Source organism: Marinomonas sp. HM11-D, assembly GCF_057626615.1.
This window is the reverse complement of sequence record NZ_JBMMKT010000011.1, coordinates 82,042-107,654: the sequence shown is the minus strand read 5'-3', so window position 1 is coordinate 107,654 and position 25,613 is coordinate 82,042. Positions and strand designations below refer to the sequence as shown.

Annotated in this window: 22 protein-coding genes and 2 tRNA genes; 5 read left to right on the top strand and 19 right to left on the bottom strand. The window is 47.5% G+C overall.

Translation table 11 applies throughout. From position 1 onward, the window contains the following. Nucleotides 1-62 precede the first annotated feature (62 nt). From ACOSVP_RS14345 to ACOSVP_RS14320, 6 genes are all read right to left on the bottom strand, one after another. Complete coding sequence (locus ACOSVP_RS14345; RefSeq protein ID WP_487348176.1) at nt 63-1,238, bottom strand: GAK system CofD-like protein; 1,176 nt, start codon at nt 1,236-1,238, stop codon at nt 63-65. A gap of 31 nt (nt 1,239-1,269) precedes the next feature. After that, nucleotides 1,270-3,225 carry a diguanylate cyclase gene (locus ACOSVP_RS14340; protein ID WP_487348175.1) on the bottom strand — a complete coding sequence of 652 codons (1,956 nt, stop codon included), beginning with the start codon at nt 3,223-3,225 and terminating at the stop codon, nt 1,270-1,272. Nucleotides 3,226-3,237: 12 nt separating this feature from the next. Beyond that, nucleotides 3,238-4,692: a bifunctional metallophosphatase/5'-nucleotidase gene (locus ACOSVP_RS14335; protein ID WP_487348174.1), complete on the bottom strand. Its 1,455-nt coding sequence runs from the start codon at nt 4,690-4,692 to the stop codon at nt 3,238-3,240. 91 nt (nt 4,693-4,783) lie between these two features. After that, nucleotides 4,784-7,924, bottom strand: coding sequence for an ATP-binding protein (locus ACOSVP_RS14330; RefSeq protein ID WP_487348173.1), 3,141 nt, complete (start codon nt 7,922-7,924; stop codon nt 4,784-4,786). Nucleotides 7,925-8,162: 238 nt separating this feature from the next. Next, nucleotides 8,163-8,238, bottom strand: a tRNA-Phe gene (locus tag ACOSVP_RS14325). 69 nt (nt 8,239-8,307) lie between these two features. Then, a tRNA-Phe gene (locus ACOSVP_RS14320) sits at nt 8,308-8,383 on the bottom strand. A gap of 118 nt (nt 8,384-8,501) precedes the next feature. On the opposite strand from ACOSVP_RS14320, the gene trmL reads away from it, so the two are divergent. Together trmL and ACOSVP_RS14310 are read left to right on the top strand one after the other, a co-directional pair. After that, a complete protein-coding gene (trmL, locus tag ACOSVP_RS14315) occupies nt 8,502-8,978 on the top strand; it encodes a tRNA (uridine(34)/cytosine(34)/5-carboxymethylaminomethyluridine(34)-2'-O)-methyltransferase TrmL (RefSeq protein WP_487348172.1) in 477 nt (158 codons plus the stop codon). Nucleotides 8,979-8,990: 12 nt separating this feature from the next. After that, nucleotides 8,991-10,103, top strand: a complete 1,113-nt coding sequence (locus tag ACOSVP_RS14310) for a potassium channel family protein (RefSeq protein ID WP_487348171.1) — start codon at nt 8,991-8,993, stop codon at nt 10,101-10,103. Between the two features lie 57 nt (nt 10,104-10,160). Here ACOSVP_RS14310 and ACOSVP_RS14305 read toward each other — a convergent pair whose 3' ends face one another. The 11 genes from ACOSVP_RS14305 to ACOSVP_RS14255 all read right to left on the bottom strand — a co-directional run bounded on the left by ACOSVP_RS14305 (nt 10,161) and on the right by ACOSVP_RS14255 (nt 18,468). After that, nucleotides 10,161-10,412, bottom strand: a complete 252-nt coding sequence (locus ACOSVP_RS14305; RefSeq protein ID WP_055464017.1) for a YfhL family 4Fe-4S dicluster ferredoxin — start codon at nt 10,410-10,412, stop codon at nt 10,161-10,163. Nucleotides 10,413-10,458: 46 nt separating this feature from the next. Next, nucleotides 10,459-10,962, bottom strand: coding sequence for a pantetheine-phosphate adenylyltransferase (gene coaD / locus ACOSVP_RS14300; protein ID WP_487348170.1), 504 nt, complete (start codon nt 10,960-10,962; stop codon nt 10,459-10,461). A gap of 123 nt (nt 10,963-11,085) precedes the next feature. Further along, on the bottom strand, nt 11,086-11,631 hold the full coding sequence (locus tag ACOSVP_RS14295; RefSeq protein ID WP_487348169.1) for a YggT family protein: 546 nt from the start codon (nt 11,629-11,631) through the stop codon (nt 11,086-11,088). A 17-nt stretch (nt 11,632-11,648) separates the two neighbouring features. Then, nucleotides 11,649-12,470, bottom strand: a complete 822-nt coding sequence (gene proC, locus ACOSVP_RS14290) for a pyrroline-5-carboxylate reductase (protein ID WP_487348168.1) — start codon at nt 12,468-12,470, stop codon at nt 11,649-11,651. Between the two features lie 48 nt (nt 12,471-12,518). Continuing rightward, the gene (locus ACOSVP_RS14285; RefSeq protein WP_487348167.1) at nt 12,519-13,208 is read right to left on the bottom strand and encodes a YggS family pyridoxal phosphate-dependent enzyme; all 690 of its coding nucleotides are present in this window, start codon (nt 13,206-13,208) and stop codon (nt 12,519-12,521) included. Between the two features lie 20 nt (nt 13,209-13,228). Beyond that, nucleotides 13,229-14,335, bottom strand: a complete 1,107-nt coding sequence (locus ACOSVP_RS14280) for a GGDEF domain-containing protein (RefSeq protein ID WP_487348166.1) — start codon at nt 14,333-14,335, stop codon at nt 13,229-13,231. Between the two features lie 103 nt (nt 14,336-14,438). Then, nucleotides 14,439-15,716, bottom strand: a complete 1,278-nt coding sequence (locus ACOSVP_RS14275; protein ID WP_487348165.1) for a dihydroorotase — start codon at nt 15,714-15,716, stop codon at nt 14,439-14,441. A 1-nt stretch (nt 15,717) separates the two neighbouring features. Continuing rightward, complete coding sequence (locus ACOSVP_RS14270; protein ID WP_487348164.1) at nt 15,718-16,716, bottom strand: aspartate carbamoyltransferase catalytic subunit; 999 nt, start codon at nt 16,714-16,716, stop codon at nt 15,718-15,720. Between the two features lie 194 nt (nt 16,717-16,910). Then, entirely contained in the window at nt 16,911-17,408 is a 498-nt protein-coding gene (gene pyrR, locus ACOSVP_RS14265; protein WP_487348163.1) for a bifunctional pyr operon transcriptional regulator/uracil phosphoribosyltransferase PyrR, read from the bottom strand. A 20-nt stretch (nt 17,409-17,428) separates the two neighbouring features. After that, complete coding sequence (gene ruvX / locus ACOSVP_RS14260) at nt 17,429-17,902, bottom strand: Holliday junction resolvase RuvX (RefSeq protein WP_487348162.1); 474 nt, start codon at nt 17,900-17,902, stop codon at nt 17,429-17,431. After that, complete coding sequence (locus tag ACOSVP_RS14255; protein ID WP_487348161.1) at nt 17,902-18,468, bottom strand: YqgE/AlgH family protein; 567 nt, start codon at nt 18,466-18,468, stop codon at nt 17,902-17,904. Before ACOSVP_RS14255 ends, ruvX begins: the two co-directional genes overlap by 1 nt. Before the next feature lie 451 nt (nt 18,469-18,919). Here ACOSVP_RS14255 and ACOSVP_RS14250 point away from each other — a divergent pair, with 451 nt between their 5' ends. From ACOSVP_RS14250 to ACOSVP_RS14240, 3 genes are all read left to right on the top strand, one after another. Next, a complete protein-coding gene (locus ACOSVP_RS14250) occupies nt 18,920-19,759 on the top strand; it encodes a 2OG-Fe(II) oxygenase family protein (RefSeq protein WP_487348160.1) in 840 nt (279 codons plus the stop codon). Between the two features lie 197 nt (nt 19,760-19,956). Next, nucleotides 19,957-20,967, top strand: coding sequence for an alcohol dehydrogenase AdhP (gene adhP / locus ACOSVP_RS14245; protein WP_487348159.1), 1,011 nt, complete (start codon nt 19,957-19,959; stop codon nt 20,965-20,967). Between the two features lie 225 nt (nt 20,968-21,192). Beyond that, a complete protein-coding gene (locus ACOSVP_RS14240; protein WP_487348158.1) occupies nt 21,193-21,939 on the top strand; it encodes a transporter substrate-binding domain-containing protein in 747 nt (248 codons plus the stop codon). Nucleotides 21,940-21,950: 11 nt separating this feature from the next. Here the strand turns inward: ACOSVP_RS14240 and ACOSVP_RS14235 are convergent, their stop codons facing one another. Both ACOSVP_RS14235 and ACOSVP_RS14230 read right to left on the bottom strand, forming a co-directional pair. After that, the gene (locus tag ACOSVP_RS14235) at nt 21,951-24,428 is read right to left on the bottom strand and encodes a glycogen/starch/alpha-glucan phosphorylase (protein ID WP_487348157.1); all 2,478 of its coding nucleotides are present in this window, start codon (nt 24,426-24,428) and stop codon (nt 21,951-21,953) included. Between the two features lie 201 nt (nt 24,429-24,629). Continuing rightward, nucleotides 24,630-25,418: a DODA-type extradiol aromatic ring-opening family dioxygenase gene (locus ACOSVP_RS14230; protein ID WP_487348156.1), complete on the bottom strand. Its 789-nt coding sequence runs from the start codon at nt 25,416-25,418 to the stop codon at nt 24,630-24,632. Nucleotides 25,419-25,613: the final 195 nt, after the last annotated feature.

The window sequence follows — 25,613 nt, the reverse complement described above, 5'->3', positions numbered from 1 at the left end:
AAAATTTACACAAGTGTAGCGTTTTCGTGACAGGATTTATAGCCTACAAAATATCCATCTCTCTATGCAAAAGAGAGCAAGGCCTCGGCCAGTAAACGCTCATCATAGCGCTCTGGCTTGTCTTTAATCAGTGGCGTTTTGACGACATTTATGCCCCACTTGGCCAGACTCACGGCGTTAAATTCACCATAGTCATAGTGCTGGTCCAACAACACCCAATTCAATACGGGTGTATGCAGGTTCAGCTCCGGTTCCCCCAGCAACTTGATGAGAATACACTCTATGCGTGCCATCAGAGACCAGCCTAGCTGCTCGGGGTCTGTGCCCAAATTAGGCAGATACACTTTTGGATTAGGATTCGCCACAATGGCATCAGCCACTCCCGTGACCAATAAATTCGCCATCAAGCTGGTAAAGAAACTACCGGGCGGGTAACAGATCAAATCTGCTTGTTCGATACTTTGTCTACGATCTTCCGGCAAGTAAGCAGATACTGGCCGCTCTTCATCAAGACCTTGATTCAACCAAATATCTGCGATCGGTTGCTGCAAAGGCAAATACTCTTTGCCAGTAATCAGGTGTTGCCCCAAAATAACCTCACCCGAGTTCAGCCGCACACCTAAATGGTGTGTTTCATCGACGATGGTGGTCACCTGACCGAGGGTTTTAACCAAACGTGAGAACAAGAAAATAATCGGATCCAACAGCTGTTGGTGACCAAGATAACCACCGGCAATAATTAAGTTGCCAACGCTGGCACCACGCAAATCAAAGCCTTCCGGCAAATGCTTACAGAGCCGACCTAGCTGGGTCTTAATCAAGGCTTTCATAGGCGCCACTATCGGCTGCATCAGAGGATGAGAACCATCTGCCAACTGCGCTAGCTCCTGCTCTAATTGAAACGCAGAAGCATCAGATGGAAGTCGATAACGAAACAGCTCATAGACATCAGGCTGACCTAATACAGTTTCATCCGCCAAGGCCATAATGCGGCTACGTAGATCACCCACCGCCGGCATAGCAAACGCTTGGCGCAGTTTCGCCGAACTTCCACCAGAATCAAATGGGGTCACTAAATGGACCGAGTGATGAGTGTAACGCTTTAGCTCTCGGGAAATTTTATTCAGTGCCGAGCCACCACTAAAGAACAGCACTGACGGGGCCAGTTCCGGTAGACTTTGGTATCTATGTATCCGTACCGAGTCTGGAATAATTAAACGACGCGTAACATTTGCCATAAATCACTTTCTAGTTGGGCTAAGTTAGACATTACAACAAGCTTGCCTCGACACCTGACCAGATCATCACGCAGTTGCGTCCTCTATTTTTCGCCTTATAAAGACTTTTATCTGCCTGATCAAATACTTGCAAAACAGAGTCTTGTGCCTGTTTTTGAATACTCACACCACAACTTACACTTAAAAACTGATGTGGAGAAGTCGGATGAGGCACTTCTTGGCTAAATACATCTTCGACAATGGTTTGTGCAATATCCACCGCTGTCTCAATTTGCGTACTAGGAAGGAACACCAGTAACTCCTCACCGCCATAACGAATGGCCAAGCCCTTGCTCGGAGTATTGCGCTTGACGACCGCAGCCACCATTTTCAACACGTTATCACCCTGTAGGTGCCCTAACAGATCGTTGTACTCTTTAAAATAATCCACATCGAAAAGCAGAATGGCAAAGTCCGCAAACTCATCTTCATCAGCCAAAGCCACTAGGTTGTTATCAAATGCTTTACGGTTCAGTAGACCTGTCAAAGGATCAAGTTGCGCTTCGTTCTCAACCGCTGACAAAGTACGTTTGAATTCTTGTTCAGCTTTTACATGCTCAGTCACATCTGAGAAGCAAATCAAATCCGCTGACTGATTTTGCCAAACAATCGAGTCGCGAGTGATGTCATACCAACATTGGCTATCGACATCCCAAAACGCGCCTTCATAAGCATTCGATTGGCTTTCGATCACTTCTTTAATATGGATCGCAACGTCCTCCGGAAAACTGTTTAAATCTAACAAAGCGCGGTTGGCAAACAGCTGTTTTAACGGCTCGCTACAGTACAGCAATCGCTCTCCTATTATGACTGCGATTTTCATATGTGAATGCTTAATAATGGACTGCAGCTGATAACTGGTGTTTTCAATCTGAGCCTGCTGCTCTGTGATGGTGTTCATATACAGCTGCAGTTGTTTGACCAAACTACCTAGCTCATTTTGACTATCAAAAAAGGCCACATCCCCATCCGTAATCGTTCGATTCTGCCCCACCAATCCCTTTAAAGCATGCAGACGACGAAACAACTGACGGTGCAAATACGCCAACAAAGATCCCGCCACCAGTAACTGCACAATAAAAGTTAAGATCAAGCCATCAACAAAATTATGGGCATTCAACGACAATGCTTCGGCCTGTTGTGCCACCTTGGCTTCAGTCTCCATATAGACACGGTGACCAAAGTCCACCACATTACCCAGCAAGATCTTATTTTGTGTACTCATACCCACCACTTCTGAGCGATGCAGTTCCCGCTGAGACAGTAGGTCGAATACGCCTTTTGGTGCACTGAGCAAAGGAGACAATTCAGAGTAGATGTTGGGGGCTAGGCGTTCCAGTTTCAGCAGTCGCTCTTTTAGGGAAGCAACGATCTGATTTTGTTCATATAAATGATTCGCTCCCATCAGATGATTTAACTCCAGCAAGACCACATCCAAAACAACATCAACTTCCGCTTGATCGCTAGTTTTATGATACTGGATCGTTTGCCTAAGGGTGAGTTTGACCTGCTCTTGTAGCTCTTCTTCGACCTGATCCAGCATACTCTTAGATAACGACATACTGGTCACACTGGGTTCAATTTTGCCCACGACATCCGTTAAACGCGTAATCTGCTCATTATGCGCATCAAGCTTACTTAAACTGTTCTGTAGCTCACTGACCTCATCTCTTACTTGAGACATGAGAATACGACTGTAGGCAGGAGAGGTACTGTTAGCCACTTCATTAGCTAGGTTCGACAGGCGGGTAATGCTTAACTGGGCGCTGTTCAACACCTGTAACGCAGGCAACTCATGGTCTGATTGCTGTGTCACCGAGTCACTGAGTTTCAAGAAATAAAAGAAGCACAGTCCTCCTGTCACCAGCATCAGCAAGATCATAATCAGCACAGCGGCGGTGATCCGAATTCGAAGGCTTTTTCTTAAGTGAGCGGTTATTTCTACCATAAACTCTAGCCTTTACTGTGAAACCGTAAGGTTTTTGATGCGTCCGTCAAGGGCCGGCTGGATGGTGTCAAATTGCTCCAGATAATCGGAGACAATATTCCAAATTAGACGTTGGCTACTAACCCTATCGGAGATCGAACTAGTGTCAGTAAAGTCATAACCATCACCGCCATTAAACATATAATCAGAGATGGCTAAGGTATATTCTGACCTATTTAACGGCTTACCCGACGCATCGGTAATAGACAGGATACGGCTACCGACTGGACGGTTGGCGTCATATTGGTAATGTAAACCAGACACTTGTAGAAAACGGCCATCATTGTCTGCCACATTGGACACGCCATGCTCCAGTATCTGCTTGAGCTTTACTGGACTCAGTTTGACCACATAAACCGTACCGCCAAACGGCAATTCTCGTTGTATATCACGGCGCGTGAGCACATAACCGGCGTCATATTCACGATAGCCTCGCATACTGCCTCCGATGATGGCAGCAAAATCCGCTTGGGTATAATGACGTACCGCGTCCAACACAAGATTTCCCCAACGTGACTCATCACTTCTAAGAGTGGCTCTCAACGAATCCATCGGACCAGCTAAGGTTGTCAGTTGCTGGCCTAATACCACATCGAGTTGGCTGGTATAACGATTGATCACCGTATTCATGGTCGCGTCAGGCTGCTCATCAGCCGTGTGCACAATTTTCGCTGTCATGGACTCAGCCGTCACATCCACGATCACCATTTCATCATCCACACCACCGGAAGCCATCACCAACGGCTGTTCAGATAACTGTGTATCGGCAACATCTTGTGTCACAAACACAAGATCCACACCGACTAGACTGTCTACCGGTACACTTTTTAGGTAATCACGCTCGGTGACTAATACGACTTTATCGGCCCCCTTTTCACGAGCTTGATGAACCCAGCGATTAATCTGATCCGGTGTTTCGTAAACCGCGGCCGAGTTAAATAAGTAGGTGCTATTAATCGTTTCTGACACCGTCATCAAGACTGCGATATTTAGATCACCGAGCGGCAAAATTGCATAGGGCAATACGCCTTCAACATTGCTCATAGTTCGACGATCATGCAGGTTTGACAACACCATTGGAAATTGCGCTTTGGTGCTTAATAGGGCGACTTGATCAATACCATTATTAAACTCTCTACGGTTGACCGCCAACACATCCACTCCCATCGCATTCATAATGGAAATCATATGCGCCCCTTTGTCATAAACAGACAAGGGATTAGGAGACAAACTATCACCACCGTGAATAAATAAGACCGGTTCTTGGCCTTGCTTTAGACGCCTAACCAAAGTCGACATTTTCGCCAAGGAGTAACCGTTTTCTTGAGCAAATAACTCGGGCACATTGGAGGTAAAGACAATTTTTCCAGCCTGAGCATAACCGCTTAGCAAACCGACCAGCACGAATGCTGCAAACATTCCTTTCATTTAAACCAATGCCTCATCAACAAGTTAGCAATCTCAGTTCAAACAGATTAGGTCAACTCTATTGAACGTTGATGACAGTGTGCTGGGAATATTAGCGATGCTTCTTCCCTAGCCACAGGTCGATGACCTCCGCTAATCGATCTTTCGAGATCGGCTTCGCCACATGATCATCCATACCCGCATCAAAACATAACTGGTCATCGCCTTTCATCGCGTTTGCACTGAGGGCGATCACAGGCACATCTTTCGGTGTGGCGCTGCTTTGTTCCAATTCACGAATGGCTCGAGTCGCTTCATAACCGTCCATAACGGGCATTTGGCAATCCATAAAGATCAAATCATAGGCTTTGGCTTTGAGCATTTGTAATGCCACTTCACCGTTTTCAGCGACTTCGACCGTCAAACCAAACAAGCCTAAAATCCCCTTCGCCACAATCTGGTTGGTGAGATTATCTTCCACCAACAGCACCTGAGCTTGTGGCACCGGTTTTGCTGAATCTTCGACCACGGGCTCATCAAACGCTTCTTCCTGCAATAATGCATTTTCAATCGCGGCCCGCAACGCTCGGCGATGCACTGGTTTATAAACCGAGGCAATCGAACATGCTTCAGTTTGCGCCGACTGTTTGCTCTGGCCAACCAATTCGATCACTTGCCCTTGAATATGCTTTAATTTTTCACGCACCACATCATCAATCAGGTGCTCATCTAACAAGAGTACATCTTGCGGCGAGATATCTTGTAAATGATGAGTACTGCTCAAATGAACCACATTACACTGCCATTCTGCCAATAACGCATTCAGATAAGGCAAATCTGATTCCATCTGGCTCATCAGGTAAACCTTACCCAGCGACTGCCATACATCATTGACGGGCACAGGTGGCTTATCCTGCACCGTTAAATCTAATTCAAACCAGAAGTTTGCACCCTGCCCTAGCTGACTTTCTACATTAATGCGGCCTTCCATCGCCTCGACTAGTTCCTTACTAATCGCCAGACCAAGACCGGTACCGCCATAACGTCGCGTAGTCGAGGTGTCCGCTTGTTTGAAGCGTTGGAAAAGACGTTCTTGCAACTTGTCGGAAATACCAATCCCCGTATCAATGATCGCAATACGATAGGTTGCACGATCCTGATCGCGCGTCAATTGTTCCGCCACAAGGCGCACCGAACCACCACTGCCCGTAAACTTGATCGCATTGCCGACAAGGTTTAATACCACTTGGCGCACACGTAGTCGGTCAGCAAAGACCATGCTCTCTGGCAACAAGGTACTCGGGGCAATGAAGTTCAGCCCTTTTTCCTCGGCTTTGAGACGCATTAGACTGGAAATGTCTTCCAACAAATCCTGTAGATCGAAGAATTGCGGCTCCAACTCCAGTTCCCCAGCTTCGATCTTAGATAAGTCTAAAATGTCATTCACCAAATCGAGCAACGCATCACCACTTTGATGGGCCAGCTCTACTAGCTTTGATTGCTCATTGCTGAGCGCCTTGCCCTGCAACAAAGACAAGCTACCTAACATGCCATTTAATGGCGTTCGAATTTCATGGCTCATATTGGCTAAGAAGCGACTTTTCGCCTGATTGGCTTCCTGCGCTTCCAAGGTCGCTTGTTTCAATTTCTCGCCAGACTCTCGCAACGCATTGTTCGCTTGAGACAGTTCCTTGGTGCGAGTAGCAACTTGCCTTTCAATTTGCGCCGCATGACTGAATACCAAGCTCAATACCCAACCGAGTAAGCCTGCGACAAACAGCCCACCAACCAATACAAAATGGGTACCCCACGGCTGTTCAATGAACTTCGAGTGACTAATGTGTATCAGTTCCCAGCGGTGTGCGCCAACAGGAATCATGGCACGATGCATGGCAGGAAACGTGCTCTCATTTAAGCCTTGGATCAAGGTCTCCACCGATAACGAAGCATTCGCACTTGAAGCCAGTATATAGGGCGCTTGGTTAGCCTGACGATCCACTAAATACACTTCAATATTAGCGAACTCATTACGTTCTAAAATACGCTCAGAAATATCGTTGATTTCAAATAAAGCCGTCGCCATAGCATAAAGCTGGTGATGCTTATAGGCTGGCAAAAACATCAATATCGCCTTGGTATCTTGTATTAACGTAATCGCAGACGTCGGAATCGCAGAATTTAAGCGAATCGCATTCTTAATCGCCGTACGGCGGGACTCTTCGGAGTACACATCAAAGCCCAACGCTTTTGCGTTAGGCTCTAGTGGATAAATGAGCCCTACTGAAACATATCGATCACGTGGCGCGACCGGCTCCATTTCACCGGCGGCATTCTTTTGCTTCACCTTGAATGGAAATCCATGCAACTCAGTCATATCCGCTTCATACTGCGCCAAGTTTTGAGCTTCTAACACATGGTTGATAGACAGCGCTTTAATCGCGCGGTCTTGGCTCATAATGCTTTCACTGAAGTCTTGGAATTCTTGTGCGCTGACATAGCCACTACCGCGAATATAACCCGCCATACTGTACAAAATATCGACTGAGTTCTTGATGCGTTCACTTAATAAGGTGGAGTTCAAATCCGCATTGGATTCAAAGGCTTGGCGCTGCTTATTTAGCTCAAAATAAGCCGTAGAAACAGACAGAATCGCGGTGGTCAGAAACACAATAAAGAGTGCTAAGAACACACGCACAGGATGGTCGTAGTACACAGAGAACTGTTTACGGAATAGTACCGCCAGCCAAGGCACCACCACAATAACGCCGACAGAATCACCCAGCCACCAGCTTAACCAATTCAGCAGCACCTGTTCACGCCCAATAATATCGTGCGTGTAGAGAACCATAGAACCAATACTGGCACTGATTAAACACCCGATAGGGCCTGCTAAAAGAATGAAGCTGAGCACATGACGGATATTGAAAAACTCTAGTTTTTTACCAATCGAGAAACGCACCAGAGCGTAGCTAATCAGCGTCTGCAGCGTGCTGCCTGCAGCAATCAACATAGGCACTGCGATACTGATGTCACCGGTACTGCTGTAACCAATGGAAATGTTAACTAAGGTCGAGCCTAAAAAGACCCCGAGAGCGGGCGTATAGCCAAATAGTAGGCAAGCTGCAATCGCTACGCCGGAGGCGGGCCAAATAACCGTGGCATAGCCAGGAGGCACCGCAAATATTTGCCCAAGCCAGCCCGCTATAAAATAGCCTAAAGCGGTTAACAGAATCACTTTTAAGACGTGCGTCATCTGCGCTACTACCTTCCTTTAATCCCTATCCATCTAAGCGATAGTGAACTTTGCTGACTCAATCCCTCTAGCGCAAAAATCTATCGCAATAAGGCTAGAAATATAGCAAAACTGCAAATTTAAACATAAGAAAAGTTGAAACAATGTGTAAGTGGATCAAGATCTGTGAGCAAGAGCTCAAGAGAGAGGAAAAGTCAGAAACAAAAAAGCCCCGCATAAGCGAGGCTTTCTGTAGCAGTGGTGCCCAGAGGCGGAATCGAACCACCGACACGGGGATTTTCAATCCCCTGCTCTACCGACTGAGCTATCTGGGCAAAACTTGCAACGGCTAAGACACCGTATTCTTGCTAAAAAGCCAACTGACTTGTTGGCTTTTTGAATAATGGTGCCCAGAGGCGGAATCGAACCACCGACACGGGGATTTTCAATCCCCTGCTCTACCGACTGAGCTATCTGGGCAAGTGCGGCGTATTATAGATAACTCATTCTACTCGTCAACACTTTTTTAAAATTTTTATTGTTAAGTTAGTTAATTAGCGTGCTCTGGTATGATAGCAACATCTTAAGGAGACTCCGCATGTTACACATTGTTCTATACCAACCAGAGATTCCACCTAATACAGGTAACGTGATTCGTTTATGCGCCAACACCGGCTACAAGCTGCATTTGATCGAACCACTTGGGTTTGATTTAGATGAGAAAAAAGTACGCCGCGCAGGTCTAGACTATCACGAACTAGCCAATGTGAAGCGCTATGAGAACTGGGACGCGTTCTTAGGCGAAAACGAAGGACAATTAGGAACTATCTATGCCTTAACGACTAAAGGCAGCCATACGCATTCTGAAGCACAGTTTAAGGCGAACGACGTATTGGTATTCGGCCCTGAAACACGCGGTTTACCCGCTGAGTTTATTGAGGCGCTACCATTTAGCCAACGTTTACGCTTGCCGATGCAGTCTGGTTCACGTAGCTTAAATTTATCGAATACAGTGGCCGTGATGGTGTATGAATCATGGCGTCAACTGAACTACGCAATGCCCAGCTCAGACTAAAGAGACAGGAATATGGTGCTAGGAAAGCTGATTCATCATCGCAATCGTTCACGCTTACGCTACCGTAAGCAGGTGCACCTGCACGCCGTGAAAGATTTGAAACGACGTTTTTTAATGCTTGCCAGCGTGGTTGCCGCCCACAGCGTCGCCATGGTCTACTTTGAAGATTTAGATTGGTGGCAAGCATTCTGGTTAACCATGACGTCCGCCAGTACCACGGGCTACGGCGATATCTCAGCAGCAACGTTTTGGGGTCAGTTCACCACCATAGTGCTGATCTATGGTTTAGGCATTACCTTATTGGCACAGATTGCCAGTGATTACGTTGAAATTCGCTTGATGCGCAAAGAAATGAAGATCAAGGGACGTTTGGAGTGGAGCGACATGCAAGATCATCTTTTAATTATCAACACCCCCACCACCAACACTGAGCGCTATTTAAGCTTACTGGTGCAACAAGTCTGTAACACCCCTGGCATTGATGATGTACCGATTCAAATCCTCACGCCAAAATTTCCCGAAGGCCTACCTGAGACCTTACGCGCACAGGGTGTTGTACACCATACTGGCGACGCGACCACCCCAGGTATGCTCAACAGCGCCGGCGTGGCAAATGCCAAGTACATCGTTGTGCTGTCCCCTGATAGCCTCGATGCGCACAGCGATAGTTTGGTATTTGATGTACTGCATCGTATTAAAGAAATTGGCACGACAGCCTTTATCTTGGCTGAAGCCATTGATGACGCTAACCGTGAGCGTTTCCGTCAATCCGGCGCTAGAGCCGTAATTCGACCCATTCGCGCCTACCCTGAGATGGTGGTACGCTCTTTAGTTGCCCCAGGCACAGAACAGGTGTTGGAAGACTTATTCCGCTATCAAGGTGATCACACCGTACGTATCGATGTGTCTTTGTATAACGTACGTTGGGCGGATGTGGTAACGGAGATGATTCAACGCGACTATGGCACCGCGATTGGTTTTGAAGACACCATGGGGAAAATCGTCACTCATCCGAAGTCGAGCGAATTTATTAGCTTAAACGCGCTGATTCTATTGATTGGTGAAGACCAGCAATCGCCTTCGCTCGAGCAAATAAAACAGATGTTTGCCGAGAATGCGCGCTAAGCGTTGAGAGCAGGTATTTAGAAACAAAAATGCCAAGCAAACGCTTGGCATTTTTTATTATAGCTGACCCGTCAAGACTAGGTACTTTTCCATCAACTGTTCTTCCGATTCCTTAAAGTTAGGATCGTGTGGGATACAGTCAACAGGACATACCTGCTGGCATTGCGGTTCATCATAGTGACCAATACATTCAGTACACTTAGATGGGTCAATCACGTAGATTTCTTCACCCTGACTGATTGCTTCGTTTGGACACTCTGGCTCACATACATCACAGTTGATGCATTCATCAGTAATCATTAGAGACATGCTGCTCTCCTAACAAATCCAATGCCAACAACTGGCACTCATAAAATCAAGAACGCTTCGCGGCAGCGGCTGCTTGATAGTGTTCGGTCAACACTTGCTTCACTTTAGGATGCACGAACATGCCGAAGTCACCGTTTAACGAAGCAATTTCACGCACTAGTGTGGATGAAATATAAGAGTGTTTTTCTGACGGCGTCAGGAACAAGCTCTCTACATCCGGCGCAATCACGCGGTTCATGTTGGCTAATTGGAATTCGTACTCGAAATCCGATACGGCACGTAAACCACGCACAACCACCTGACCATTTACCGAGCGCGTAAACTCTGTAAGCAGGTTATCAAAGCCAATGACTTCGACATTATCTAAATGCCCAAGAACATCCTTTGCTAATTGAATTCGCACATCGTGAGCCAATACTGGTCGTTTCTTCGGACTTGCCGCTACAGCAACAATAACCTTCGGAAACAGTTTCGCCGCACGTTCCACAAGATCTGTGTGACCGTTAGTAATCGGGTCAAATGTGCCTGGGTAAACTGCGATTGTACTCATAGCTCTAGTCCAAGTTAGTTTTATGTAAAGAACCCGACGATTCTTGGCTTACCTTCCGGCTGCGCATCATATAAGAATATTCAGCGCTACTCAAATAGGCCACTCCCTAGAGCGGCCTATTTCCTAAATAACGAATGGTGCGATGAACTGTTTCAATATCGTAATCGCCAAAAAGATAAAGATCGGCGATAGATCAAATCCCCCCAGTGAAGGGATGAAACGATGACAGAAACGGTACAATGGTTCACATATCTGCATCACGAGCAAAGCCCCTGGATGACTTGAACCAGGTGCCACCCAACTCAAGATCACAGAAATCAGCATGGCCCAGAAATACAGGTCCAACAAGTGGTACGCCACCCCTGCAACCGTGTAAATCACATAATGCAGTGGCGTTAGCGAATAACCCACGATCGCCATCAGCGCGACTAGGATAACCGCCTGCACAGCCAACGCCAGCACCACAGAAGAGGTATCCACTCGACCAATGGACGGAATCACTTTACGCAATGGCTTTAGTAGTGGGCTAGTGGCTTTGACAATACCTTGGCTAATTGGGTTGTAAAAATCCGCTCGACTTAATTGCAACACCAAACGTAGCAATACGATAAACAAATATAAGTTGCCGAGGGTCTTCACGATCAAAATTAATGGATTATCCATCATCATTTTGCTACCTACCTTAATTATTTACTGGCGAACTCTTCACCCAATTCTTTAGAACGCTTAGCGCAGGCATCCACCGCCGCCTTCACCAGCGCTTCGATACCCTGCTGCTCTAACGTTTCTAAGGCTGCCTGAGTGGTGCCATTTGGCGAGGTGATGTTACGGCGCAGTTGGGCAATATCATCATCCAACGTGGTCACCATCGCGGCCGCCCCTTTCATGGCATAGGTCGATAGCTTGCGACTGGTTTCTTCGTCTAGCCCTTGCGCTTTACCCGCTTCGATCATCACCTCTAGAACACGGAAGAAATACGCTGGTGCACTACCAGACAGAGCCGTCACCGTGTGCATATGCTCTTCGTTTTCTACCCAGACGTGACTACCAAAGCTATCAAAGGCATTTGACACCCATGCTTTCTGTTCATCTGTGGTGCGACTGTTAGCAATCAAACCAGACATACCACTGCCGACCAGCGCCGGTGTATTAGGCATTGAACGCACAATTGAGACTGGTTTTACTAACCATTTTTCCAACGCACTGATTTCAATCCCTGCGGCTACTGAGACATACAACTGATCGTCACGCACCACCTCGGCAAAGCCTTCAACCACGGTTTGTAGCATGTTTGGCTTCACACATAAAAACACCACATCCGCTTGCGCCACAGCGTCTTTATTATCTTCGTACATGGTGATGCCAAAACGTTGTTCAATGTTTTTATGGTCTTCAACATTGATCGAGCTGCCGACAATGGACTCAGCCGCATAACCGCTGGCACGCAAGCCACCAATGATTGCAGATGCCATATTACCCACACCTACAAAAGCAATTTTTAAACTCATTTTTCACCTATCTCTTTATGACTTGTGCGGTACACCGAGGACTCACGCTTAAGCGTAGTTGCGTGCACCAAAAATAGCGGTTCCCACTCGCACCATGGTACTACCCGAAGCAATGGCAGCAGCCAAATCGCCAGACATACCAATGGATAAGGTATCAATGTCAGGATTTTGTTGTTGCAACGCTTCAAAAGCTTGTTTCAGTGGTGCATACACTTGAATTTGCGCGGCTTCGCTAGACTGGGGCGCAGGAATCGCCATAAGACCACGCAAACGCAGGTTCGGCAGCTCAGCTACCAGCTTCACCATGGCGTCTAACTCACCTAGTGCAATACCTGATTTCGATTCTTCGTCACTGATATTCACCTGAATCAGAACATTCAATGGAGGCATCTCTGCAGGACGCTGCTCACTTAAACGACGCGCGATCTTATCTCGATCAATAGTGTGTACCCAGGCCATGGTCTCAGCAATCTGGCGGGATTTATTCGACTGAATGGGGCCAATAAAATGCCATTCAATATCCGCGTAAGCCGCCAGCTGTTGGTATTTATCCACGGCTTCCTGGACGTAGTTTTCGCCAAACAAGCGTTGCCCTGCCGCATAGGCCGCCAGCAAATCTTCTACTGGTTTGGTTTTACTGACCGCCAGCAGACGCACACTTTCAGTGGGACGAGCAAAGCGCTGTGTTAATTCGGCAATTTCACAACGCACTTCTTGTAAATTCTCAGCGATGCTCACAACTCACCTCTTTTTGATACTTACTCACCATAAGCTTCGTCTAAATCTTTCACAAACTTGCCGTAGTACTCTAAACGATAGCCGATGTTTTCTGTCACGGCATTAGCTGCTGCCAATGACGCTAAATACAATTTATTGTGATTCGCTTGCTCTGGATACAATGCGATACCAATTTTGACGCCACCTGTGAGCACAGAAACCTGACTCGGATCCGCTTTTTGTAAGGCTTTTTGCACTTTTTGCGCGACAATTGGCGCATCGTCTAACTGGGTAATACGCATTGCCATGACAAATTCATGGTCTGATACGTTTGCCAACAAATCGTTATCACGCAAGGTTTCGCGTAAGGTATCCGACAGCAGTTTCAGCTCATCTACTTGCGCATCTTTTGACACCAACACAGAGACAAATGCTAAACGCTGGAAATAACGACGTGCATCGCGCAGCATCATATCAAAGGCATTATCAAACGCATGGGGCTGCAATAGTCCAGTCACTTTATTGGTGTGTTCTTGCAAACGCGCATCGGTCTTAATACGAGTTACCATGGCATTGAGCCAATGAGGAATAGAGTGAACGACTTGGTCTACCGCCCAATAATGCATGCGATGTTCTGACTCTGCAGCAAGCTTGGTAGAGAACAAACAGAAGGTAATCCAGTTTTTCTCCTCATCTTGCACACTCACTAAATCGCAAGAGTCGAGAAAATGCTCAGCTAAAACATCTTGCCAACGGTTCCAATCAGCACGGGCAGACAAGTTATGCTCACGAGCAAATGGGCGTGATGGGCTCGCCACAAAGGTCGCCAACGGCTGTGGTACATGACTCACATTGCCAAGAGAATCTGACAATTCAGGCCAATCTTTATAGTTAAGTATGCGCCATTGGGTTAATTCCTTATCACACCATAATACGCAGGGACGCATATTACTCGGCAACAATCCCCCAATACTGGTAACAATTTGATCCACGTAAGATGGGAAGTTAGTGCTGCTGGCCACGTGCCCTAATAAGGCGTGGTCAATCTTACGCAGTTGCAATAGAAATTCGCGTTGAATCAAAGATTCATGAACAGCTTCCAAAAGCGGTGCTTCCTGCAGAACAGCATCCTTAGTTTCTATTTTCATAAACTCCGATCCGAAATAGTTAAAGCGTCGCGCGTGCACAGTTCGTGCACACGCTATCAATCAGGTAACTCTACCATTAAATCAGAGTCTAATCACGATACCCCTAACTTAGAGTGTATACGCGTTGCCCAGAAATAAAGGTCTGGCAGACACGTCCTGTCATCTCTTCGCCAGCGAAACCTGAGTTAGATCCTTTTGATTTACGCGTGCTTTGATCCCAGGTCCATTTTTCCGTGCTATCAAAGATCATAAAGTCGGCAAAACTGCCCACTGCTAAAGAACCCGCCTCTAAGCCAAAACAAGCCGCTGGTCCCACTGTCAACGCGGTCAACAGCTGATCCAGCTCTAAATCACCTTCGTCCATTAAACGCAGCGCAAGAGGCAACAATACTTCCACGTTGGCCATGCCAGGTTCTGTGGCCGCAAACGGCGCTACTTTCGCCATTTTTTCATGGGGCTGGTGATCCGAACAAATGGCATTGATCACGCCCGTTTTCAAACCTTCAATAAGGGTCAAACGATCGTTCTCAGAGCGTAATGGCGGTAGCACATGGAACTGACCGTTAAACTCTTTTAACACTTCATCGGTCAAAAGAAGGTTATGCAACGCCACATCACAGGTCACATCGAGACCAGCGGCTTTAGCATTGGCGATCATTTCTACCGATTTTGCACAGGATAGACGGGCGAAGTGAGCACGCACACCGCTTTTCTCTACCAACAGTAGATCGCGCATCAAGGCAATCGTTTCTGCCGTTTCAGGAATACCCGCCAAACCGTGCATGGTCGACATGGCACCTTCGTGAGCACAACCACCTTCCGATAAGCTTGGATCATCTGGATGGAACACGACTAACAAATCGTGCGTTGCGGCGTACTCAAGGGCGCGCGATAGCACTCGGTTACTCGCTAGAGGACGACCATGATTCGATAGCGCCACACAGCCGGCATCGGTCAAGGCCACCATATTGCTCAGCTGCTCACCTTGTAAACCTTGTGTTAAAGCACCAATAGGAAAGACATTGGCCATGCCCGCTTCATCGGCTTTATCTTGGATCAAAGCGGCAACGGCTGGCGTATCCACAATCGGCTTCGTATTTGGCGGACATACTAAGGTCGTTACACCACCAGACACCGCAGCACGACCTTCGGAGGCAATGGTACCTTTTTGTGAATAACCTGGATCGCGCAGTGCTACGGCAGTATCTACTAGGCCAGGTAAAACCCATTTATCCGTAGCATCCACCACTTCCGCATCGTCAAAGCCCAGAGGCGCTTCACCAATGGCAACAATACGATGATCTTCAACAAACAGATCAACCACAGCATCTAGGTTTTGGCTTGGGTCGATCACGCGACCGTTACTAATGCGTAGTTTCATATCAGCCTTCTTCCTCTACTGCCTGTTGTTCTTGAACTTGACCGCTCATGGCCATCGACATCACCGCCATACGGATAGCAATACCGTTGGTTACCTGATCAAGAATCACCGCTTGATCGCCGTCCGCCACCTCAGATGAGATTTCAACACCACGGTTGATTGGACCTGGGTGCATCACAATGGCATCCGGTTTAGCCCACGCCAATGTTTCTTCTGTGAGGCCGTATAAGCGATAAAACTCACTTTCGCTTGGTAGCAAGGCTCCTGCCATACGTTCTTTTTGCAAACGCAGCATGACGATCACATCAACGTCATCAAGACCGGCTTTCAAGTCATGACAGATCACGGCGCCCATATCGCGGAAGAATTCAGGCACCAATGTTTTTGGTCCAACCAAGCGAACTTCTTCAACACCCAAGGTTTTCATGGCATGTAATTCAGAGCGCGCCACGCGCGAGTGCAGAATGTCACCCACAATCGCGATCTTCAGACCTTCAAACTGGCCCTTATGGCGGCGAATCGTCAGCATGTCTAACATGGCTTGAGTTGGATGCGCATGACGGCCATCGCCAGCGTTAATGATGGCCACGTTGGGCGTGCAATGTTCGGCGATAAAATGCGGTGCACCGCTGTCTTGGTGACGCACGACAAACATATCACTCTGCATCGCCTGCAAGTTTTGTAGGGTATCAAGCAGCGATTCGCCTTTTGAGGTGGCTGACGTAGCAATGTTGAGGTTGATAACGTCGGCAGATAAGCGCTTAGCGGCTAACTCAAATGTGGTACGAGTACGAGTGGAGTTTTCAAAGAATAGGTTTACTACAGTTTTGCCACGTAGCAGCGGTACTTTCTTAACGGACTGTTCCCCCATTGAAAGGAACGACTCGGCTCGGTCGAGGATTTCCGTCAAAATATCTTTACTCAAGCCATCCAGAGTTAGGAAGTGCTTTAGTTGACCTTGTTCGTTTAGCTGTAACGCCCGAGGGTCGGATCGCATCATAGTTTGCTTTCCTCAATCACTATGTATGATAGGAAAATGCCCGGCGTAGACAGAGTGTCTACGACCGGGCATTCGTGGGCTAGATAGGCGATTTGGCACTTTACGTCGCCAAACATCACGTCATTAGCGAACCACTGTATCCAAGATCTAATTGTCGTATGACTTACTTAAAAAATAAAGCGTAACGGGCAATTTTAGTGGGTTTCAATCACAGAAACCGTTAATGGCGTCGGCCCTGATAACTTCACTCGCTGATTTTCAGCCAAAGTCAGCTGTTCGCCGACAATATCAGCACGAATCGGTAGTTCGCGGCTGTTTAGATCAAACAAAATCGCCAAGGTAATACTCGCAGGACGACCAAAGTCGAAGATTTCGTTCATCGCCGCACGAATGGTACGACCTGACATCAACACATCGTCCACCAAGATCACATGGCGATCTTCAATGGCCGGCAAATTGGTCTGACCCACTTGCGGATGCAAGCCAGCAAAAGTGAAGTCGTCACGGTAAAAGGTAATGTCTAGGGTGGCCAATTCTTCGTTGGTTGGCACCGCGTCGAGAATTTCATTGGCGACCCACACACCACCAGAATGAATACCGACCACAATCGGGTTTTCAATGTTATGCTGCTGACAGTAGTCCGCTAATTGCTGCTTCATGGAGTTCAGCGCTTTGTTTAGATCCAACGTCATATGTGATGCTTATCCTTGGTTCAGACTTCCGATGTATTGGCCTGTTGAGCGAACCATGACTCTAAAATCATTTGCGCAGCCAATCCATCCACTGAGTTCTCTTTAAAATTTCGATTGCCGCCTTGGGCGATGACCTGCCCTTTTGCTTCATAAGACGACAGGCGTTCGTCCATCATATGGTAAGGACGGTTATAACGTCCATGCAGACGTTTCGCGAATTTTCGTGCCCGTTGACACATCTCATTTTCGCTACCGTCCATGTTCAATGGCAAGCCCACGACGAAGGCATCGGGTTGCCATTCTTCTACCAGCGCAGAAATGGTATCCCAATTGGGAATGCCATCGTTGGCTTTAAGCGGCGCTAATGGGCGCCCCATTCCCGTTAGGCTTTGGCCAATGGCTACGCCAATGCGGGTGGTACCAAAATCAAACCCCAATACCGCGATGGCGGTATTGGGGTTTGTTGACGTCTGTGAATTCGACGTATCAGTCATCAAGCGTGTCCTATATCCGGCGACAATAAACTCATATCCAGTCCCAGAACTTTAGTTGCTGCGGTAAACTGCATATCACTAGGTGTGTTGAATAATACGTCTAAATCCGCCTCGCACACCAGCCAATCATTATTGGCGATCTCGCCTTCTAGCTGACCTTCATCCCAGCCAGCACAACCAAGGGTAATCAAGAAGGACTGTGGACCATCGCCTGCTGCAATGTGCTCAAGGGTTTCTAGGGATGCTGACAAACAAACATCATCAGTGACTTTCAGAGTATTACCCCAGTATTTGTCGCTGGTATGGAGAATAAAACCTCGTTCAGATTCTACTGGACCACCAATGTAGACGGGTTCAGAGGTCAGTTTCGGCAAGGCTATTTGCATGCCTAGGTGCTCTGCCAACTCGCCAAAATCAATGCTAGATGGGCGGTTAATGACCACGCCCATAGCGCCTGTATCTGTGTGTTCACACAAATAAACGACAGTGTGTTCAAAGTTCGGATCGTTCAAATGCGGCATAGAAATCAAAAAGTGATTCTTTAACGATTGGAATGTATTCGTCATGTAAAACGCCCTCTGTTTGAAAACGACGCAAGAGCTCGCGTCTGAATTCCTCGATCGAAAATAAACGCTCTTACTCAAAAACTCTAAAATCGAGGACCGTAATGCCAGTATAGGACAATAGGTGCATTTGCCCACCAATAAGCATCATTTATCTGAATTCACCTTCATTTCACAAAAAATGCTGTTACTATAACCAAACTCGACCATTTGGTTAACTTAGACTGTATAACGTATTCTTGGACGCAGTAAAGGATTTTCCCTTGCACGACAAATCATCAAAAATTTGTTTGGAAGTATGGCGTGACCAATACCTAGAAGAGACCATCGACCTGCGCTACTTCTTTCACAGCGGTTGGTCCTCTTAGGCCGCTTGCTATTATTTCCGTCAATTTATTTTTTGTTTGGCTAGGCTATGCTCTAGCCCAATCGGATTTGTATAGAGGAAGCTCCCATGACTTTAGAAGCGGTTGATTATCAAAGCCCCACTGCGGCACAAGAGTTCGTTAAATCTCTGCGCGAGACCGGCTTTGGTGTGCTTAAAAACCACCCTATTCGCCAGCAATTGGTGTCCGACATTTACCAACACTGGCACACCTTCTTTAACAGTGAAGAGAAACACCATTACCGCTATAACGTGGGTACCCAAGACGGTTTCTTTCCAGCAGAGGTCTCCGAGACCGCCAAAGGCCATACCAAGAAAGACATCAAGGAATACTTCCACTATTACCCTTGGGGACAATGTCCAACCGAGTATAAAGCGGAACTGGCGCAGTATTATCAAGAGGCCAACCAGCTGGCTGAAGAGCTATTAGGTTGGATTGAGCAGTACACACCTGCCGACATTGCCAGTCATTACTCCCAGCCCCTATCGAGCATGATCGAAAATAGCGATCAAACCTTACTGCGCGTATTGCACTACCCGCCATTAAAAGGCGACGAGGAATTGGGAGCGATTCGCGCAGGGGCTCATGAAGACATCAATCTGATTACCATCTTGCCCGCTGCCAATGAGCCAGGCTTACAAGTCAAACTAAAAGACGGCAGCTGGATCGATGTGCCCTGTAACTTTGGCAACCTGATCGTCAATATCGGCGATATGCTGCAAGAGGCCTCTGCTGGTTATTTCCCCTCTACCTCTCATCGTGTGATCAATCCTGAAGGCACCGATAAAACCAAAGCGCGCATCTCGCTACCGTTATTTTTACATCCACGTCCTGATGTCAAATTATCCGAGCGCCATACGGCAGGGTCGTACTTGCATGAACGTTTGCTTGAGTTAGGTGTGATTTAATCGATAGCAGCAAACTAAAAGGCGCCACGGCGCCTTTTTTTATGGCATGCAACGCATGAAATGCGCACATTTGGACTCAGAGACAACAAGTTTGGACTAGCAAACAAGTCTTTCTCACACGTTCCGCTAACTTAGTGACAAGCGGTTGATAACCTTTCTTATCTGTCCGCTGCTGAAAATAATTAAGGGAGTATGTTATGAAAGCTGCAGTTGCTAATACGTTCGGTTCAATTCTACAAATTGAAGATGTACAAAAGCCTACTATCGAACCGCACCAAATCTTAGTCAAAATTCATGCTTGTGGTGTCTGCCATACCGACTTACACGCTTGTCATGGTGACTGGCCGGTGAAACCAACCTTGCCCCTCATTCCAGGACATGAAGGTGTGGGTGAGATTGTTGAAGTGGGCAGCGCTGTTAAACATCTTAATCTCGGTGATCGCGTCGGTATTCCTTGGTTATACAGTGCTTGCGGTCATTGTGAATACTGCTTGGCTGGTCAAGAAAGCCTTTGTATGTCGCAGCAGAACGCTGGCTACTCAGTGGCCGGAGGCTACGCAGAATATTGCGCTGCTCACGCTGATTATGTGGTGAAAGTGCCTGAAGGTTTGAACTACGTCGATGCCGCACCACTGTTCTGTGCCGGTGTGACCACTTATAAAGCGCTTAAGGTTTCAGAAGCCAAACCAGGTCAATGGGTAGCCGTATTCGGTGTCGGTGGCTTGGGCCACTTGGCGGTGCAATACGCGGTCGCCATGGGCCTACGTGTGGTTGCTGTGGATACCGGCGATGCTAAACGCGAGCTAGCTACTTCTCTAGGCGCAGAATACTTCTTCGATTTTATGACCGACAACGTAGTGGCAGACATCAAGGCGGCGACGGGCGGTGTGCACGGCAGTGTTTGTACCGCCGTGAGCAAAGCAGGCTTCCGTCAAAGTTACGACGTAGTACGTCGTGGCGGTAAATGTGTCTTGGTCGGCCTACCGCCAGAAGATATGCCGCTACCGATCTTTGATACCGTGCTAAATGGTGTCAGCGTCGTGGGCTCTATTGTAGGCACCCGCAAAGACCTAGAAGAGTGCTTGGAATTCGCCGCACGCGGTAAAGTCAAAGCCATTATTACTGAGAAAAAACTCGACGACATCAACGATATTTTCCGCGATATGGAAAAGGGTGAGATCACCGGTCGTATCGTAATGTCGCTGTAAAAGTTTTAGATTGATTCACAGCACACTCATGGCGAAGAAGAGCCCCTCTTCTTCGCCATTTTTATGAGCTCAATTCATAACATCATAGCTAACTTTTAGGTCAGAAAAACGCCAGTTTTGCTGTCAATTTTTCCTTACTCTGTGTTATCTTACCGCGTCCTTGAACATTGTTTGCATTTTTGCCGCGAACAACACACTAGGACATCTTTATTCAAAGGGGGTTCTGTGTTTTCTCAGCGAGTGCAAAAGTCTTTGCTGCTGTCCGTTCTATTTGGTTGCCATGTAAGCGCTTGGGGGCAAACGGTCACAATTCCGGTGGTCAACTTCCCGCCTTATATCATCATCTCACCTATGGAAAACACGATCTCGGGGATGGATATTCGTATCGTCCGAGAGGCCTTCGCACAACGCAATATCGACACTAGATTTGTCAGCCGCCCATGGTTGTCCATCATGCAAGGCATGCAGAAGGGTGACACACTCGGCACAGTGTCCTGCTCACGCCGCCCAGAACGTGCGGCCTTTATGTACTTCAGTGATGAATTGAGTACCACCAACCGTGCGGTGATCAGTCGTAATGATTTGGATACTCATACCATTGAAACGCTTTATGATTTGTTAGATTACCGCGTCGTCGCGGTGAAAGGCTGGGACATGGAGCAACAGCTGCTGGCCATGCAAATCCCACACAAGCAAATCAATTCCATGAGCGAAGGACTAAATGCCGTGGTAGAAGGCAAAAGTGATTTGTTTTATGTGTCAGATTACCCAGCCATGTATCAAGCACGCTTACAAGGCATTCATAAACAGCTGAAAGTGACGAATATTGTCTCTGAGCCACTGGTGCCGCTGCATGTGTGTTTTAGCAAGCAACATCCTGAATCACGTAAACTGTTGCAGGAATTCAATCAAGGACTACAAGCCATCAAACGTAATGGTACTTACCAAGCCATTCGTAATGATTACCTGTAGCCCCTAGCTATCTAAGCGATCGGACAAGCTGGCAAATGCCAAATCTCATCAGCGTATTCTTGAATGGTACGATCTGACGAGAACTTAGCCATGCGCGCAGTGTTTAAGATCGCCATTTTTGCCCAGCGTGCCTGATCACGATAGGCTTCAGAGACCTGCTCCTGACAATCAATATAAGCACGATAATCCGCTAGCACTTTAAAGCGATCGCCGTGATCGAGCAAGGTACTGCGAATCTCATCAAAGGCATGGGGTTCACTAGGACAGAAGTACCCCGAACACAGCCAATCCAGCGCATTCTTCAACTCTTCGTCACCATGATAATAGTCGTATGGGTTATAACCATGACGATCCATGGCCTGCACATCTTCGACTTTCAATCCAAAGATAAAGATATTGTCCTCACCAACTTCTTCCATGATCTCCACATTGGCGCCATCTAGGGTACCAATGGTCAAAGCACCATTCAGGGCTAACTTCATATTCCCCGTGCCCGAGGCCTCTTTGCCCGCCGTTGAGATCTGCTCTGACAAATCCGCCGCTGGGATGATCTTAGCCGCAAGGGACACACGATAGTTCGGTAGGAACACTACTTTTAGTTTGCCGCGAATGCGTTGGTCATTATTGATCACATTGGCCACCGCATTGATGGCGTGAATAATGGTTTTCGCTAACGCATAGCCAGGTGCCGCTTTGGCACCAAAGATAAAGACGCGCGGCACAATATCCAGATCTGGTTCATTCAATAAACGATGGTAGAGAGTCAAAATGTTCAACAAACTCAAATGCTGACGTTTGTATTCATGCAAACGTTTGATCTGCACATCGAACATGGCATTCGGGTCGACTTCCACGCCACACTCCGCCTGAATTACATCCGCTAAGCGCTCTTTGTTTTGGTGCTTCACCGCCATAAAAGCAGATTGGAACTCGTCGTCATCGGCAAACTCTTCCAGCTTACGCAAACGTTCTAGGTTTTTCGGCCAATCGGCTTCGATACCATAGCGTTCAAACAATTTGCCCAAACCAAGGTTACAGTTCAACAGCCAACGACGTGGCGTGATGCCATTGGTTTTGTTGGTCAGTTTATCTGGGTAAAACTCATGGAAGCGGGCAAACAAATCGGTTTTCAACAGCTCTGAATGCAGCGCCGCGACACCATTGACCTTATGACTCCCCACCACGGCTAAGTGCGCCATGCGCACCATTTTATGGTTCCCTTCTTCGATGATCGACAGCTCGGTTTTGATGTCGTCACGGCCCGGCCAGCGTTGCTCGACTTCGGCCATAAAGCGGTAGTTGATCTCATAAATCAGCTGCAAATGACGTGGTAGCACCTTTTTAAACAGGCCCACACTCCAAGTTTCTAGTGCTTCTGGCAACAAAGTATGGTTGGTGTAAGCAAAGATACGCGTCACCAACGACCAAGCGTGATCCCATTGCAGGCGCTTGTCATCCACCAAGATGCGCATCAACTCCACCACCGCAATGGCTGGGTGGGTATCGTTTAATTGAATCGCCGCTTTTTCCGGCAATTTGTCCCAATCGTTGCCATTACCACGCTCGAATCGGCGCATGATGTCGGCCAACGAACAGGCAACAAAGAAGTACTGCTGTACTAAACGTAGCTCTTTTCCGTTTTCATTTTTATCGTTGGGATACAAGACCTTAGAAATGGTTTCACCGATGGCTTTAGAACGCACCGCTTCTACATAGTCGCCCTTGTTGAACTCATCCAAGTCAAAATCTTCGGTCGAACGTGACGACCACAGACGTAGGAAGTTCACTGTTTTGGTGTCATAACCTGCTACTGGAATATCATGAGGGATACCCAGCACATTTTTCGTGTCCACCCAACGCGGATGGTAATTACCAAAGCTGTCGTAGGATTCTTCCACGCGGCCATAAAACTGAATCGTTTGCGCGCATTCCGGGCGGATCAATTCCCACGGAGTACCGTAGTTAATCCAGGTATCGGGATGCTCTACTTGCTTGCAATCTTGGAACTCTTGCTTAAAGAGACCGAATTCGTAGTAAATACCATAGCCAATCGCGGGCAAATCTAAGGTGGCGAGGGAATCTAGGAAACAAGCGGCTAAGCGGCCCAGACCACCGTTACCAAGACCCATATCCATCTCCACATCGCATACGTCATGCCAAGACAGCCCCAGTTCAGCAATCGCCTGCTGCGCTTCGGCAAACACCCGCACATTGTGTACGTTATTGATCAGCATACGCCCCATCAGATATTCCATCGATAGATAGTACAAGCGACGCACATTGTCTTCGTTATGGCGGGTTTGCGTCGCCACCATGTCATCAATGATACGGTCACGCACCGCCAGCGATAAACACAGCCACCAATCGCGATGGCTGGCCTGCTCCGCGCGCAGCGCCAAGGTGTAGCGCATGTGATACAAAATGCCCTGTTTCAGTTCAAGGCAGGAGGCCGTCTTGGCCGTGGATAGCTGTTCTGATGGGGTCGGCATTGCTATCGTCCTCTAATATGGGAAGGTGATATGGCTATTGTATGAGCGCTATGTTGCAGCGCCATTGCGACGCCGCGCTCTATCTATTAACGCCACTATACACCAAGCAAAACATTCACTGATGGCTTTATGCTATGCAAAAAAAAAGCCGACTCAAAGGAGTCGGCTAAAATCAAGAGGGGAACCTATCTCAAAAAAGCATTACCAAATAAAGTGACGCGCTTCTACATCCAATGCTGTGAAGGGAATGGATTGCCCTTGCTTCTGCGCCACCGCGTGACACACGATCAATGGGATCAAATGTTCTTCACGTGGGTGACAGAAACGACCACCTTCAACGCTCGACCATTTCGCCCAGCGCGCCTTGGCATCCGCTAAGCTAACGTCAGCGCTGGTTGCAGTGTCGTCTAGCCAAGTCTGGAAAGCGTGCACATCATGGTTAATTTGCGCGGTTTTTGGCGCAAAAAAGGTACGCATGTTGTGGAAACTAAAGCCCGAGCCGATCACCAACGCATCGTCTGGCAGTACCTTGGCTAGCTGCTCACCAAATTCCCAATGCTGAACAGGGTTCAATGAACTCGCCAAGGAAATCTGCAATACCGGAATATTGGCTTCTGGGTACATCAACATCAGCGGGATAAACATGCCGTGGTCAAAGCCGCGACCTTCATTCAAACGAATGTGTGTGCCTTGCGCTTCCATTTTTTCCGCGATATCGCGAGCAAGCTGAGGGGCGCCAGGTGCTGGATATTGAAGTTGGTACGACACCTCTGGGAAACCGTAGTAGTCGTAGATTAGATCAGGATTCGCACCAGCGGTGATTTCAAAGCCAGTGGTTTCCCAGTGCGCACTAATCATCACAATCACCGAAGGTTGCTGCGGTAATTGTTGTGTTAGGTCTTTCAAAGTAGACACCAACTCAGCGTGACTAGGATCGCCCAATACTGGCATTGGACCACCACCGTGAGAAACAAAAGCGACTTTAGACATACTGGACTCCTGAAGACATTCATTGTGATCTGTTGATCTGATGAAGTGAATATTAGACCTTCATTGATTGATAATAAACCATCTAAAAGGCAATGTTTTATTAACTTAAATGAAATTATAGAATAAATTTCCTTGTCAGCTTGGTACGCCAAGCTAAGCTGATAATTAAAACCACTTGGATCTCATATAGAATCA

Excerpts from the sequence above, each read along its gene's own strand:
- ACOSVP_RS14345 (WP_487348176.1), bottom strand. The coding sequence starts at position 1,238 with ATGGCAAATGTTACGCGTCGTTTAATTATTCCAGACTCGGTACGGATA.
- ACOSVP_RS14340 (WP_487348175.1), bottom strand. The coding sequence starts at position 3,225 with ATGGTAGAAATAACCGCTCACTTAAGAAAAAGCCTTCGAATTCGGATC.
- ACOSVP_RS14335 (WP_487348174.1), bottom strand. The coding sequence starts at position 4,692 with ATGAAAGGAATGTTTGCAGCATTCGTGCTGGTCGGTTTGCTAAGCGGT.
- ACOSVP_RS14330 (WP_487348173.1), bottom strand. The coding sequence starts at position 7,924 with ATGACGCACGTCTTAAAAGTGATTCTGTTAACCGCTTTAGGCTATTTT.
- trmL (WP_487348172.1), top strand. The coding sequence starts at position 8,502 with ATGTTACACATTGTTCTATACCAACCAGAGATTCCACCTAATACAGGT.
- ACOSVP_RS14310 (WP_487348171.1), top strand. The coding sequence starts at position 8,991 with ATGGTGCTAGGAAAGCTGATTCATCATCGCAATCGTTCACGCTTACGC.
- ACOSVP_RS14305 (WP_055464017.1), bottom strand. The coding sequence starts at position 10,412 with ATGTCTCTAATGATTACTGATGAATGCATCAACTGTGATGTATGTGAG.
- coaD (WP_487348170.1), bottom strand. The coding sequence starts at position 10,962 with ATGAGTACAATCGCAGTTTACCCAGGCACATTTGACCCGATTACTAAC.
- ACOSVP_RS14295 (WP_487348169.1), bottom strand. The coding sequence starts at position 11,631 with ATGATGATGGATAATCCATTAATTTTGATCGTGAAGACCCTCGGCAAC.
- proC (WP_487348168.1), bottom strand. The coding sequence starts at position 12,470 with ATGAGTTTAAAAATTGCTTTTGTAGGTGTGGGTAATATGGCATCTGCA.
- ACOSVP_RS14280 (WP_487348166.1), bottom strand. The coding sequence starts at position 14,335 with ATGAAAATAGAAACTAAGGATGCTGTTCTGCAGGAAGCACCGCTTTTG.
- ACOSVP_RS14275 (WP_487348165.1), bottom strand. The coding sequence starts at position 15,716 with ATGAAACTACGCATTAGTAACGGTCGCGTGATCGACCCAAGCCAAAAC.
- ACOSVP_RS14270 (WP_487348164.1), bottom strand. The coding sequence starts at position 16,716 with ATGATGCGATCCGACCCTCGGGCGTTACAGCTAAACGAACAAGGTCAA.
- pyrR (WP_487348163.1), bottom strand. The coding sequence starts at position 17,408 with ATGACGTTGGATCTAAACAAAGCGCTGAACTCCATGAAGCAGCAATTA.
- ruvX (WP_487348162.1), bottom strand. The coding sequence starts at position 17,902 with ATGACTGATACGTCGAATTCACAGACGTCAACAAACCCCAATACCGCC.
- ACOSVP_RS14255 (WP_487348161.1), bottom strand. The coding sequence starts at position 18,468 with ATGACGAATACATTCCAATCGTTAAAGAATCACTTTTTGATTTCTATG.
- ACOSVP_RS14250 (WP_487348160.1), top strand. The coding sequence starts at position 18,920 with ATGACTTTAGAAGCGGTTGATTATCAAAGCCCCACTGCGGCACAAGAG.
- adhP (WP_487348159.1), top strand. The coding sequence starts at position 19,957 with ATGAAAGCTGCAGTTGCTAATACGTTCGGTTCAATTCTACAAATTGAA.
- ACOSVP_RS14235 (WP_487348157.1), bottom strand. The coding sequence starts at position 24,428 with ATGCCGACCCCATCAGAACAGCTATCCACGGCCAAGACGGCCTCCTGC.
- ACOSVP_RS14230 (WP_487348156.1), bottom strand. The coding sequence starts at position 25,418 with ATGTCTAAAGTCGCTTTTGTTTCTCACGGTGGTGGTCCAATGCCAGTA.